The 12,905-nt window shown below is 69.1% G+C and carries 13 protein-coding genes; 5 read left to right on the top strand and 8 right to left on the bottom strand.

What is annotated here, in order from left to right; translation table 11 throughout:
* Positions 1 to 4: 4 nt before the first annotated feature.
* Positions 5 to 1,144 (bottom strand): tetratricopeptide repeat protein, encoded by a 1,140-nt coding sequence (locus tag BIZ42_RS04285; RefSeq protein WP_070425644.1) that lies wholly within the window; start codon positions 1,142 to 1,144, stop codon positions 5 to 7.
* 229 nt (positions 1,145 to 1,373) lie between these two features.
* Between BIZ42_RS04285 and BIZ42_RS04280 the strand changes: the two genes are divergently transcribed.
* The 4 genes from BIZ42_RS04280 (at position 1,374) to BIZ42_RS04265 (ending at position 4,306) form a co-directional block, all read left to right on the top strand.
* Entirely contained in the window at positions 1,374 to 1,979 is a 606-nt protein-coding gene (locus BIZ42_RS04280; RefSeq protein ID WP_070425643.1) for a hypothetical protein, read from the top strand.
* A 60-nt stretch (positions 1,980 to 2,039) separates the two neighbouring features.
* Positions 2,040 to 2,219, top strand: a complete 180-nt coding sequence (locus BIZ42_RS04275) for an oxidoreductase-like domain-containing protein (protein ID WP_037553198.1) — start codon at positions 2,040 to 2,042, stop codon at positions 2,217 to 2,219.
* 74 nt (positions 2,220 to 2,293) lie between these two features.
* Complete coding sequence (locus BIZ42_RS04270; RefSeq protein ID WP_156785800.1) at positions 2,294 to 2,881, top strand: DUF998 domain-containing protein; 588 nt, start codon at positions 2,294 to 2,296, stop codon at positions 2,879 to 2,881.
* Between the two features lie 78 nt (positions 2,882 to 2,959).
* Positions 2,960 to 4,306 carry an AcvB/VirJ family lysyl-phosphatidylglycerol hydrolase gene (locus BIZ42_RS04265; protein WP_070425641.1) on the top strand — a complete coding sequence of 449 codons (1,347 nt, stop codon included), beginning with the start codon at positions 2,960 to 2,962 and terminating at the stop codon, positions 4,304 to 4,306.
* A gap of 23 nt (positions 4,307 to 4,329) precedes the next feature.
* On the opposite strand, the gene mprF is transcribed toward BIZ42_RS04265, so the two are convergent.
* Entirely contained in the window at positions 4,330 to 6,894 is a 2,565-nt protein-coding gene (gene mprF, locus BIZ42_RS04260) for a bifunctional lysylphosphatidylglycerol flippase/synthetase MprF (protein WP_070425640.1), read from the bottom strand.
* Positions 6,895 to 7,089: 195 nt separating this feature from the next.
* Here mprF and BIZ42_RS04255 point away from each other — a divergent pair, with 195 nt between their 5' ends.
* Positions 7,090 to 7,437 carry a RidA family protein gene (locus tag BIZ42_RS04255; protein ID WP_019183404.1) on the top strand — a complete coding sequence of 116 codons (348 nt, stop codon included), beginning with the start codon at positions 7,090 to 7,092 and terminating at the stop codon, positions 7,435 to 7,437.
* An 89-nt stretch (positions 7,438 to 7,526) separates the two neighbouring features.
* On the opposite strand, the gene rnfB is transcribed toward BIZ42_RS04255, so the two are convergent.
* From rnfB to BIZ42_RS04225, 6 genes are all read right to left on the bottom strand, one after another.
* A complete protein-coding gene (gene rnfB / locus BIZ42_RS04250) occupies positions 7,527 to 7,949 on the bottom strand; it encodes an Rnf electron transport complex subunit RnfB (protein WP_019183403.1) in 423 nt (140 codons plus the stop codon).
* Positions 7,950 to 7,977: 28 nt separating this feature from the next.
* The gene (locus BIZ42_RS04245) at positions 7,978 to 8,619 is read right to left on the bottom strand and encodes an HAD-IB family phosphatase (RefSeq protein ID WP_070425638.1); all 642 of its coding nucleotides are present in this window, start codon (positions 8,617 to 8,619) and stop codon (positions 7,978 to 7,980) included.
* 60 nt (positions 8,620 to 8,679) lie between these two features.
* Positions 8,680 to 10,758 carry a methionine--tRNA ligase gene (metG, locus tag BIZ42_RS04240; RefSeq protein ID WP_070425637.1) on the bottom strand — a complete coding sequence of 693 codons (2,079 nt, stop codon included), beginning with the start codon at positions 10,756 to 10,758 and terminating at the stop codon, positions 8,680 to 8,682.
* A gap of 97 nt (positions 10,759 to 10,855) precedes the next feature.
* Positions 10,856 to 11,299: a DUF2147 domain-containing protein gene (locus tag BIZ42_RS04235; RefSeq protein WP_070425636.1), complete on the bottom strand. Its 444-nt coding sequence runs from the start codon at positions 11,297 to 11,299 to the stop codon at positions 10,856 to 10,858.
* A 101-nt stretch (positions 11,300 to 11,400) separates the two neighbouring features.
* A complete protein-coding gene (locus BIZ42_RS04230; RefSeq protein ID WP_070425635.1) occupies positions 11,401 to 11,820 on the bottom strand; it encodes a VOC family protein in 420 nt (139 codons plus the stop codon).
* On the bottom strand, positions 11,817 to 12,896 hold the full coding sequence (locus BIZ42_RS04225) for a serine hydrolase domain-containing protein (RefSeq protein ID WP_070425634.1): 1,080 nt from the start codon (positions 12,894 to 12,896) through the stop codon (positions 11,817 to 11,819). The genes BIZ42_RS04230 and BIZ42_RS04225 overlap by 4 nt, the downstream gene beginning before the upstream one ends.
* Positions 12,897 to 12,905 lie beyond the last annotated feature (9 nt).

Genomic DNA, 12,905 nt, shown 5'->3' with positions numbered 1-12,905 from the left:
CGGCTCAGTTGGCATTTGTGCCGCGCTGGCGCCAACGCTGCAGGCTGTCCAGCTTGGCCTGGTAGCGGGACCTGAGCGCATCGCCGCTCTCCCCGGCCAGGTCCCGCGCGCGCTGCATTTCGATCGAGGCCCGGCGTGCATCGCCGGCCAGGAAATAGCTCCGGGCCAGCGCGAAGTGGAACGGATGCGCCGTCTCGTACAGATGGACCGCCCGGCGGTAGAAACGCACGGCTGCTGCATAGTCCCGGCGCTGCTCGGCCTGGGCGCCGAACATGTACTGGGCGAACGGATCGCTGCGCTGCACACGCGCCAGCCGGCTCGCCAGCAGCCCAGCCTGGCGGGTGTCGCCCATGCGGCGGTACAGGGCGCTGGCGTTGCTCAGGCTGGCGCCATGCCGCGGCTGCAGGCGCAGCGCGGTTTCATAGTCCCTGCGGGCCTGGTCCAGGTTGCCGATGCGTGCATCGAGGACGCCGAGGTTGTTCCAGGCCGCCACGAAGTCCGGTGCCATGCCGAGGGCTGCGCTGAAGTAGGCGCGGGCCGTATCGATATCGCCGGCGGTCATGTGGTCCGCGCCGCGGTTGTTGTAGAAATGGGCCAGCGTGCGCTGCCGGTTGATGCGCTGCGGGCCGAGGTGGTCGTAGAGCACGTTGTGGTCCAGATCGACGGTGCCGTTGCGCCCGTCCAGCACGATGCCCGCGTTGACGTGGCCCACGCTGTAGATCACCCCGGAAGCCTGGTACCAGCTCACCACCTGCGCCACTTCCTGGACATGCGCGTCGATGCCGGCCAGGTTGGCCAGGGTGACGAACAGCAGCGTAAAGGACAGGCAGTTGGCACGCCGCGTCTGCCAGGTTTCGGTGATCGTGTAGGTCGCCTCCGGGTCGTAGGCCAGGTGCAGCCCCTGTGCGTCGAAGATCATCTCCACCAGCCGCTGCAGGCGGCGCTCGCGCGAGTAGCCGGGATCGATGACCCGTTCGTGCAGCAGCGCCAGCAGCGGCGCGGGCACCTCCAGGATCTGCGCGGGCGTGGGTGGGGCGGCCGCGCTTGGCCCGGCGGTGGTCACAACGGGCGCGGGGTCGGCTGCCCAGGCCGGTGCGGCGGCCAGGGCCATGCACATCATCAGCAGGAATCTGCACGCGGTCATCGCCGTCACCTCGCAGGGCGCTGGGGTCCGTCGGGTCCAGTCTAGGCGCGTTGTTGGCCCCCGGCATGCCGTTCATCGGCTGTCCGCGCCATCCACAGAGGATGTGGACCAGCGGTCGACAAACGTGTGGATAACCGCGCGCACCGCCTGCACGGCAACGGTTCTGGGAAGGTGGTCAAAAAACCACCGCCCGGCTTGCCAGCGTCGCGGCGACGGCCAATCATGGTGCATGCGCTTCGAACCGATCCCCCTGCCTGCCGGGCAGCGTGCCCAGCTGGAAACCGCCTACGCCCTGCCGCCGCGGGCGTACCACAACTGGTCGCACGTGCAGGCCGTCCTGCAGCACTGCAACACCGTCGCCGAGGCCGGCCCGGGCTGGACCCGGCCGCGCGAGGTGCAGTTGGCCGCGCTGTACCACGACGCCATCTACGAGGCGGGACGGGGCGACAACGAAGCCCGTTCGGCGGCGCTGGCGCGCGAGGCGATCGCGCGCTGGTTGCCGGCGGCCGGGATCGATGCGGGCCGGGTGGTCGAGCTGATCGAACTGACCGCCCGCCACAGCAAGCTCGCGCCCGGCGATGTCGACCCCGAAGCGGCGCTGTTCCTGGATTGCGACATGGCCATTCTCGGGGCGCCGGCGGCAGTGTTCGACGCCTACGACCGCGGTATCGCCGAGGAATACGCCGGACACGTGCCGGGCTTTGTGTTCCGGCTCAACCGGCGGCGCTTTCTCAAGCAGGTGCTGGGGCAGCCGCGGATCTTCCTGAGCGACTTCTTCCACCAGCGGCTGGATGCGGCCGCGCGCGACAACCTGCGCCGGCGGGTCGGGCGCTGAAGCCCCGGCGCGAAGCATGCCCGTTACACTGTGTGCGCTGTTTTTCCTCCCTGTGTGGCCATGCCTGTGTCCGTTCCAGCCTCCGATCCGCGTCCGCAGCCGCCGGAAGAACCCGGCCCCAACGAGTGCTGCGGCAGCGGCTGCCCGCTGTGCGTGCTGGATCTGTACAGCGATGAGCTGCAGCGTTACCGCGCTGCCCTGGCTGCATGGAAACAGCGCCACCCCGAGGCCACCGACTGACCCCAGGAGCCGCGATGTCGCTGCCGCTGCCACGCCCCTCCCGCTGGCCCGCCCAGCATCATGGACGCGTCGCCATGGCGACCCTGGTGGCGCTGGCGCTGTTCGTCGCCACCGCGCTGTGGACGCAATGGGCACGCGATGATCTGGACTGGGTGCAGGCCACCCTGAGCCTGTACCTGCATGGCCCCTGGGGACTGGCCCTGCGCACCGCCTATTGCGTGCTGGCGCTGGCGATCATGCTGCTGGCGGTCTCGCTGCATGCCAACAGTCGTTCGCCGCGCCGCAGTGCGGCGGCGCCGCTGCTGTTCTGGGTCGCCGCGCTGGGCCTGATGGGGGTGGCGATCGGCGACAGCTGGCTGCCCGAGCGCGCGCCGCTGCTGGCGCCGCTGGTGCACGGGCTGTCGGCCAATACCGCGTTCCTGTGCGTGAGCGTGGCGATGCTGCTGCAGAGCTGGTATCTGCGGGCCGACCCGCGCTGGCGCGATTGGGCCGCTCCGGCCTGGTGGTGGGCCTGGTTGTGCTTCGCACTGCTGTGGCTGCACGTGCTGTGGCGGGGCCCGCCCCGCGGCGCGGGACAGAAGCTGGTGATCGCAGTGGTGGTGGTGTGGCTGGTGTCGGTGGCCTGGCAGCTGTGGCGCCAGGCGCGCCGTGAGTCGCGCTGAGCGTCCGGCCACGGTCTGTACATGCCCTTGGCCGGGCAGGGGCGTATCGTTGGCACTCTATCCATGGGATGCGCGACGATGCGGCGAGCCGGTTTGGGGGTGATGCTGGGACTGGTGATGGCAGCGATGACGGGGGCGGCGCTGGCCGCGCCACCGCAGCAGCTCAGCCATGGTCGTTTCGAGAACGTGCCGGTCCATCTGCCCGACGGCCACCCGCAACGGGTGGTGGTGTGGTTCGACGGCACGGCCGGCCGCGCCGACAGCCAGCAGCGGATCGACGCGCTGCGTGCCGAGGGCGCGCTGGTCGCCCAGGTCGATGTCGCGCATCTGCGCCAGGTGCTGGCCCGCGAGAAGAGCGGTGACTGCGCGTTCGGTGCGGGCGACGTCGAGAATTTCTCGCGCTGGTTCCAGGCTTATCTGCACGTGCCCGGCTACCACCTGCCGCTGATCGGCGGCGATGGTGAGGGGGCGGCGCTGGCCTACGCGGTGGCCGCCCAGGCCGACACCCAGGTGTTCGCCGGGCTGATCACCACGGGGTTCTGCCCGTCCGGCGTGCGCGAGCGCAAGGTCTGCGGGGCCGGCAGCAGCCATGGCCGCCTGCAGCCGACCGAGCTGAATTTCCCGTGGTTGAACGCGGCCGGCGATGTGCATTGCCCGGCGGGCGAGTCGGCGGCGTTCGTGCGCAAGGTCGGCATGGGGCGCCAGTTCGAGCGCACCGCGCAGGGCGACGCATTGCCCGGGCTGTTGGCGGCGGCCAAGGTGATCGGCGCCCAGAAGGGCGTCAGCCTGGCGCCGCCGCCGGATGACCTCAACGGCCTGCCGGTGGTCGATGTGCCGACCACCAAAGCCGGTGACACCTTCGCCATTTTTGTCTCGGGCGATGGTGGCTGGGCGGGGCTGGACAAGGAAGTGGCCGCGTCGCTGAGCGAGGCCGGCGTGCCGGTGGTCGGCGTGGATTCACTGCGTTACTTCTGGACCGCGCGCACGCCGGAAGGGTTCGCCCGCGACCTGGAGCGCATCGCCACTCACTACAGCCGGCAGTGGCAGCGCCGCAACGTGGTGCTGGTCGGTTTCTCGCAGGGCGCCGACGTGTTGCCTGCGGCGATCAACCAGCTGTCACCAGCAACGCGCGAGGCGGTCTCGATGATCGCGCTGCTGTCGGTCGGCAAGAATGCCGATTATGAGTTCCATGTCAGCAACTGGCTCGGCGGCGGTGGCGATGGCCTGCCGATCGCGCCGGAAGTGGCCCGGCTGCCCGCCGGGAAAACACTGTGCGTGTATGGCGAAGAGGATCGCGATGCACTGTGTCCGTCGCTGCCTGCAGCGGGCAACGCGCAGATCATCAAGCTGCCCGGCGATCATCATTTCAAAGGTGACTACGATCGCCTCGCCGATACCATCGTGCAGCATCTGCCGGCGCGCTGAGCGCCGGCAGTCCCGGTGCGGCCTCAATCGTGCCGACGTGGATCCAGGGAGATCAGCCGGGTCGCATCGAGCAGGGCGGCGGGCAGGTGCACGCCGCCCGGCGCGGCCAGATAACGGGCGCGCCAGACCGGGGCGAACTTCGATTTGAAGCGGCGCAGGCCGCTGAAGCCATAGAAGCGCTCACCGTGCCGCGCGACCACGTTGGCGAAACGGTTCCAGCGCCCGGCCAGGCGATGCTGGGCGAGCCCGGACAGCGGCGCCATGCCCAGCGAGAAGCGGTGGAAACCCTGCGCGCGGCCCCACAGGAACAGCTCGATGAACAGGAAATCCATGGTGCCCTTGGGCGCATCGTCGACATGCCGCATCAGGTCGACCGACAGTTCATTGCCGGCCGGCGCCTGCCATAGATTGGCGAAGGCCACGATGCGGCCCTCGGCCTCGACCAGCGCCACCGGGAAGCGGGACAGGTAGGCCGGGTCGAAGCTGCCCAGGGAGAAGCCCTTTTCATCACCGGCCTTGTCGTCCAGCCATTGCTGGGAGACCACCGACAGGGCCGGCAGCAGGGCCGGTACTTCCTCGGGGGGCGCGACGCGGAAGCTCAACCCGCCGCGCTTGCCGCGGTTCCAGGCCTGGCGCAGATCGGCGCGATCGCGGCCTTCCAGGGTGAAGTCCTGCAGCGGGACCATCGCCTCTTCGCCGAGTTTGACCAGGGTCAGGCCGAGATCGAGGTAGGTCTGCCAATGCGCTTCGCCCACCTGGTAGAACACCGGGCGCAGGCCGAGCCGGTCGGCTTCCTCGCGGAAGCGCCAGATCAGCGCACGCACCACCTCCGGCGGGCCGACCGGATCGCCCATCGCGATCAGCGAGCCGCCGTAGCGCTGCATCATCACGAAGCCGCGTTGCGCCTCGTCGCGCAGCACGGCCTTGTCCGCGGTGAGTACCAGGCAGGCCTGGGTGTCCTCGGCGGCGGCGAGGATCGGGGCGAGTGCGTCCAGCGTGGCGGCATCGGCGGCCGGCAGCGGGCTGCGCGTACTGTGCAGCAACCGCGCCAGGCCGAAGATGGTCAGCGCGATCGCCACCAGCAACAGCGCCCGCAATGCACGCGGCGCGTTGCCCTGCAGCGCGAACTGCCACCACAGCTCGTTCTGGTATTCGACGTGGCTGTAGACGAAGAACAGCAGCCAGATCACCGCCACCAGCACCAGCCCGAGGTTGCGGATCCACGGCCACGACCAGGCCTCATCCAGCAGCGCGCCCTGGCGGTAGAACTCGCGGCGCGAGGCCCACAGCGCGGCAGCCACGAGCAGCGCCGACAGTGCGATCAATACCTGCCCGCCGCGCAGCCAGATCGGCAGCGGGGACAGCACGCAGATGCCGAGTGCCAGCATCCACGCGGCATGGCTGCGCCGCTGCAGGCCCTGACCGATCAACAAAAGCGCGACACCGGCCAGACTGCCCAGCAGATGCGAGGTTTCCAGGATGGGCAGCGACGCGGTGATCAGGTGCCGACGAGGGGTCGGCAGGGTGCCGTCGATCACCAGCGCGGCGCCGACGCTGAACACCGCCAGCGCGATGATCTGCGGCAGCCACGGGCGCAGGGCGGTCCAGCCGACCCGGGTCGCACCGGCACCGGCGCGCAGCGGGCGACGCAGGGCGGGCGCCACCGCCAGCACCGTGGCCAGCAGCAGCGGCAGCACGTAATAGGTCACGCGGTAGATCAATGCCGCCGCCAGCACCGCAGCGGGGGCAACCTGTGGCAACAGCTTCAACAGGCTCCACTCGAATACGCCCAGGCCGGCCGGCACGCTGGAGATCAGGCCGGCCAGCACCGCGACCAGGTACAGACCGACGAAACCGGGCAGCCCGGTCGGCGTATCCATCGGCAGCAGCACATAGAAGGCTGCGCTGGCCAGCACCAGTTCGACCACGCTCAGTGCCGTGACGCCGAGCATCGTGCGGCGATCCGGCAGCCACAACGCATGCCCGCGGATCCGGAAACTGCGGCCCTCGCGCCCCACCAGCAGCACCGTGCCGGCATAGGCCAGCAGGCCAAGGACGCCGATCACACGCACCGCCTGCACCGGGATCGGCAACGCCAGCGCGGCCGCGCCGGGCTCAAGCACGAAGGCCAGCGCCAGCAGCAGCCAGGCGCCGAACATGAAGCCCAGCGTGCTCATCAACACCACCTGGCCGATCTCGCCGAGCGTCAGCCCCGCGCGACCATAGCCACGCAGGCGCACCGCACCGCCGGTGAGCGCGGCAAAGCCCAGCGTCTGCCCCAGCGTATGGGCGAGGAAGGCGGTGATGCCGACCCGCGCCGGATGCAGGCGTTTGCCGCTGCGGCGCAGGCCGATCGCATCGAAGCCGATCAGGCAGGCGTAGCTGGCCAGGCCGAGCAGCACGGTCAATGCGATCTGGCCGGCGCCGAGGTGACGGAACGCCTCGCGGATCGCGCGGTAACCGTGTTCGTCGAATTCGTTGGCCAGCCCGCGCAGGGCCAGGGCCAGGATCACCAGCGGGATGACGACGGTTGCGGCGCGACGCCAAGGGGCGCGGGCCGGCGTGGGAGCAGGGGCGGTGTCGGTCATCGGTACAGCGTGCTCCGGGATGGGCGATGAAAGAGTCAACGGCGGGCGTGCCTGCCGGGTCCGGCAAATCGTGCGCCTGATGCCGACGCTTGCCAAGCGGCGGCGCTGTGCGTGCTGTGGCTGCTTTGCGCACCGGCCCCGGCAGGCGCACGCTGCATCGGTGACAATGCGGTTTCATCCAGAGGAGCAAACGCCATGTTGGAACGTTTCGACGTAGGTCCGCGCATGTCCGAAATGACCGTCCACAACAAGGTCGCGTATCTGTCCGGGCAGATCCCCGAAGACACCAGCCAGGACATCACCGGGCAGACCCGTCAGGTACTGGAAGAGATCGACAAGCTGCTGGCACTGGTGGCCAGTGACAAGCAGCACATCCTGCGCGCGGAGATCTTCCTGGCCGACATCGGCGATTTCGCCGGCATGAATGCCGCGTGGGATGAGTGGGTGGTGGCAGGCATGACCCCGGCGCGTGCGACCGTGGAAGCCAAGCTGGCCGACCCGAGCTGGAAAGTGGAGATCGTGGTGACGGCGGCCCTGCCGTAACCGTGCCGTGAAGCAGGGGCGCCATGGAGATCGACGCATCGCCATGCGCCCCGCTGTCGCCGCTGTCGCGAGCAGGGCCGCGGCCGGCCCTACCGCGTTACGCTGACCAGTGCGATGCAGTCCACCGGGCACGGCGGGATGCACAGTTCGCAGCCGGTGCACAGATCGGCGATGACCGTGTGCATGTACTTGGCACCGCCGACGATCGCATCGACCGGGCACGCCTGGATGCACTTGGTGCAGCCGATGCAGTCCGCTTCGATCACCACCGCGACCTGCGGTGCCTTGTGTTCGCCGCGCGAGCGGTCGAACGGCAGCGCGACGACCCCCAGCACATCCGCCAACGCGCGTGCGCCGGCATCGCCGCCTGGCGGGCAATGATCGACGCCCGCCTCGCCGCGTGCCATCGCCTCGGCGTACGGGCGGCAGCCGTCGTAGCCGCATTGCCCGCATTGGGTCTGTGGCAACAGCCGGTCAAGGCGTTCGGTGAGGGTGTCGATGGGAAGACTCATGGCGTGGCGGTGGCTGCGCGGTGGGGCATCAGGCCCGGCTGTCGCGGGCGGGTGGGGCACTGGCCGGCGCCGTCCGGCGCGGCTTCATGGGGTTGCCGCGGTACCAGCGTTCGTGGGCGAGGGCGAGCATCGGGCGGTCCTCGCTGCTGTCGCCGTAGGCATGGATGCGCAGATAGCGCGGAAGGTCGAAGCGACGGCGGATCTGCGCCACCTTGTGCGGAGCACAGTCGCCCTCGGCATAGCGCCCGGTGAGGCGCCCGTCGCGGCTCTCCAGCCGGTTGCAGATCAGCTCCAGCCCCATCGCTTCGCACCACGGGCGCAGGTACAGGTCCAGCGAGCCGGACACGATCACCACCGTGTGCTGCTGCTTGAGGTGCCACTGGATCTGCTCGAGCATCTCCGGCCGCATCACGCCGGGCAGCACGTCACGCGCGTAGCCAGCGGCCTGCGCGGTGATGTCCTCCAGATGGCGATCGGTGAAGGTCAGGCGGGTGACGCGGCGGCGGAGCCGTTCGGCCGAGATCAGCTTCAGGCGATAGGCCAGCAGCCACGGGCCCACTTTCCACCAGGCCTGCGCGAGCTGTTCGGGGGTGGCCACACGGCGCAGGAAACGCCCGTAGGTATCGCAGGTGGTGACCGTGTGGTCGAAATCGAACAGCGCCAGTTCCAACCCACACCTCCAGGCAGAAAAGCGTGGCAGGGCGACCCGGTGGCCGCCCTGCCGTCGCGGTCAGCGGACCGGCATGCCCGGCAGCGCGGCGCTGTCGGCGTCCAGCAGGGCGAGTGCGCCGCCGTCGAAACCGGCCGACAGGATCATGCCTTCGCTCAGGCCGAAGCGCATCTTGCGCGGGGCCAGGTTGGCGATGAACACCACGCTGCGGCCGACCAGCTGCTCCGGCTCGCCGTAGCTGGCGCGGATGCCGGAGAAGATCTGGCGCTTGCCCAGGTCACCGGCGTCGAGTTCGAAGCGCAGCAGCTTGTCCGAGCCTTCCACGAACTCGCAGACCAGCACCTTGCCGATACGCAGATCCAGCTTGGCGAAGTCGTCGATGCCGATGTAGGCCGGCGCGGCCTCGCCATCGGTGGCCACCGCCGGTGCCGGTGCGGCAGCGGGCTTGGCCGGCTTGGCCGGGGCGGCGGGGGCCGGGGTGGCGGCCTGCAGGGTGTCCTTGGAAGCGTCGGTCATGGCGTCGATTTTTTTCGGGTCGATACGGGTGAACAGGGGCTCGTACACCGCGATGGTGTGCGCGGTCAGCGGGGTGGCGATGTCGGTCCAGGTCTGCACCGGCGCCGCCAGGAAGGCCTCGGCCTGCGCGGCGGTGGCCGGCAGCACCGGCTTGAGCGCGGTAACCAGCACGCGGAACAGGTTCAGGCCCTGGGTGCAGACCGACTGCAGCTGCGCATCGGCGCCGTCCTGCTTGGCGATCACCCACGGCTTTTCATCGTCGATGTAGCGGTTGGCTTCATCGGCCAACGCCATGGTCTGGCGCAGTGCACTGGCCGGATCGTTGCGCTCGTACGCCTCGCGGATCGGCGCCAGCGCGGCGACGAAGCGGTCGTACTGGGCGGCATCGGGCAGCGCAGCGGCCAGGCGGCCCTCGAAGCGCTTGCTGATGAAGCCCGCGCAGCGGCTGGCCAGGTTGACGAACTTGCCGACCAGGTCCGCGTTGACGCGCGCGATGAAGTCGCCCAGGTTCAGGTCGAGATCGTCCACGCCGCCGGAGGACTTGGCCGCGAAGTAATAGCGCAGCGCTTCCGGTTCCAGCCCGGCATCCAGGAAGGTGCGCGCCATCACGAAGGTCCCGCGCGACTTGGACATCTTCGCGCCATCCACGGTCAGGTAGCCGTTGACGTGCAGGCGGGTCGGGGCGCGGTGGCCGGTGCCGTGCAGCACCGCCGGCCAGAACAGGCCGTGGAAGTTCACGATGTCCTTGCCGATGAAGTGGTGCAGCTCGGTGCTGGTGCCCGCGCGCAGGTGCGCCTCGAAGTCTTCGCCGGTCTTCGCGCACAGCGTCTGGAAGCTGGACAGATAGCCGATCGGCGCATCCAGCCAGACATAGAAGTACTTGCCCGGGTGGCCGGGGATCTGGAAGCCGAAGTACGGCGCATCGCGCGAGATGTCCCACGCGCGCAGGCCACCGTCGGCATTGAGCCACTCACCCAGCTTGGCCTTCACGCCCGGCAGGGCGACGTCGCCGGCCAGCCACTCGCGCAGGAAGCTTTCGAAGCGGCCGACCTCGAAGAAGAAATGCTCCGAATCGCGGATTTCCGGCGTCGCGCCGGAGATCACCGATTTCGGGTCTTTGAGATCGGTCGGGCTGTAGGTGGCGCCGCAGACTTCGCAGTTGTCGCCGTACTGGTCCGGGGTGCCACAGTTCGGGCAGATGCCCTTGATGTAGCGGTCCGGCAGGAACATGCCCTTGGCCGGGTCGTAGAACTGGGCCACCGAGCGGCGCGCGATGTGGCCTTCGGCCTCGAGCTTGAGGTAGAAGGCTTCGGTCAGCGCCTTGTTGGCCGCCGAGTTGGTCGAGTCGTAATGATCGAACGCGACGCCGAACGCGGCGAAATCGCGCTCATGGCTGGCCTGGATGCTGGCGATGAAGGCTTCCGGGGTCACGCCGGCCTTTTCGGCCGCGAGCATGATCGGGGTGCCATGGGTGTCATCGGCGCAGACGAACCAGGTCTTGCCGCCGCTCATTCGACGCGCGCGCACCCAGATGTCAGCCTGGATGTAGCCGACCAGGTGGCCCAGGTGCAGCGGGCCGTTGGCGTAGGGCAGGGCGGTGGTGACGAGAGCGGTGCGGGTCATGGTGAGCGCTGTTGCCAGGGGAACCGGGGATTATCGCATGCCAAAACGCAGTAACCCGGCCGAAGCCGGGTTACCAAGGCTGGAACCTGCGCGGGGCTTACTCGCGCACCCAGGTCTGGGCGCGGCAGATGAAGGCCACGCAGCCGGACACGTCCAGCTTGGCGCCACCGGTCTGCAGCTTCATCTTGGACTTGTAGGTCTTGCCGTTGCCCGGGTCCAGGATGGTGCCGCCGGACCAGGCGTTGGCGCCATCGGCCTTGAGGTTCCACAGGATGGTCATGCCCTTGACCGGCTTGTTCTTGTTGGCGCCCTCGCAGCCATCGCAGACCGGGTTGGGGCCCTTGTCCGAGTGCAGGATGTCCACGACCTTGCCGGTCAGGGTGCCGTTGGTGGCCTGGGTGATCTCCACGATCGACTTCACCTTGCCGGTCTTGTCATCGATGGTCTTCCAGCGGCCGACGGCGCCGTCGGCTGCGCTGGCCGACATCGCAGCCATCATCAGCGGCAGCGCCAGCAACAGGGTCTTGAAGGTCTTGCGCATGTTCCCCTCCCAGGGATGTCCGTGAACGCCGGCGCAGACGGCCGGTACAAGGCCGACTGTATACCCATTCGCTCCGGTACGGAACGTGCCCGGCGCACGGTTCAGCCGGCGTCGGCCGGGATCTCGTACAGCTCCAGCGGCAGGTCGTCGGGATCGGCGAAGAAGGTGAACCGGCGCCCGGAGTACTCGTCCACCCGGATCGGCTCGCAGGCCACCCCGGCCGCGGCCAGACGTTCGATCATGGGCTCCAGCAGGTGCACGCGGAAGGCCAGGTGGCGCAGGCCCTGGGCCTCGGGGCGGCTGGGGCGCGGCGGCGCCCCCGGGAACGAGAACAGCTCCAGCTGGCTGCCGTCGGGCAGGGCCAGGTCGAGCTTCCAGGAGTCGCGCGCCGCGCGGTAGTTCTCGGCGATCACCCGCAAACCGAGCACGCGGGTATAGAAATCCTTCGAGCGGGCGTAATCCGAGGCGATCAGGGCCACGTGGTGGATGCCGGTCAGCGGGGAGGTGTCCGAAGCGTTCATTGCAGGGTGTCCAGCCAGCGCCGGGCGATCTGCAGCGCCAGCGGATAGGGTTCGGGTGCGTTGCGGTTGCTGAGCACGATCACGGTGAGGCGCTGCGCCGGGTAGCGCAGGATCACGTTGCGGAAACCGATGCTCTCGCCGCTGTGCCAGTGTGCGCCGCCGTTGAGGCGCCAACCGAAGCCGTAGAACGGCACGTCCGGTTCGGCGGTGGGCGTGGCAGGGGAGAACATCTGCGTCAGCGATGTCGCTTTCAGCAGCCGCTGGTCATACAGCGCGGCATCCCACCGGGCCAGATCGTCCACCGAGGAATAGATGCCGCCATCCCCGAGCACCGCACTCGTCAGGCTCTGGTCGGTGCGCTGCCAGCGCCCGTCGACCTCGCTGTAGCCATAGGCGCGACGGGCGATATCGTCCACCCCGTCCTGATGGGCCACGCTGTCGCGCATGCCCAGCGGCAGGAAAATCCGCTGGCGCAGGAAGGTCGCGAAATCGCTGCCGGACGCCTTGCCGACCACCAGCGCCAGCAGCGCGTAGCCGCTGTTGCTGTAGCGGTAGGCCGTGCCGGGTGTGAAGTACGTCCGGTCCTGAGCCTCCAGCAGATGCAGCACATCCTGGTCATGCACCTGCGCGGTCGCGTCGGCGGCCATCAGGTCTTCGTAGTCGAGCAGGCCGCTGGTGTGGCTGAGCAGCTGGCGCAGGGTGATCGCATCGGCGGCGGCCGGCAACGAGGGCAACCAGCGCTTCAGCGGATCATCCAGAGCAAGCGCGCCGTCCTCGGCGAGCAGCAGGATCGCCGCGGCGGTGAACTGCTTGCTGACCGAGGCCAGCCGGAAGTTGGTCTGTGCGGTCACGGCGGTGCGATCTTCCAGAACCGCCAGCCCGTAGCCGCGCCGGAACACCGGTTTGCCATCATGCAGGACCAGCACCGCGGCGCCCGGCACCTGGCCGTCGTAGCGCTGCATCAGGGCATCGATGCCCTGATCCGGCGGTGTCAGTGCCGGCGCGGCCATCACTGATCCGCTGCCGGCGATGCACATCGCGCCGATCCACCCACGTAGATGCCGCACGATGCGCATGTCCGGTTC

The organism is Stenotrophomonas sp. LM091 (genome assembly GCF_001806305.1).
GTDB classification, from domain to species: Bacteria; Pseudomonadota; Gammaproteobacteria; order Xanthomonadales; family Xanthomonadaceae; genus Stenotrophomonas; species Stenotrophomonas bentonitica_A.
The sequence above is the reverse complement of the archived record's forward strand: the minus strand, read 5'-3'. Positions and strand labels throughout refer to the sequence as shown.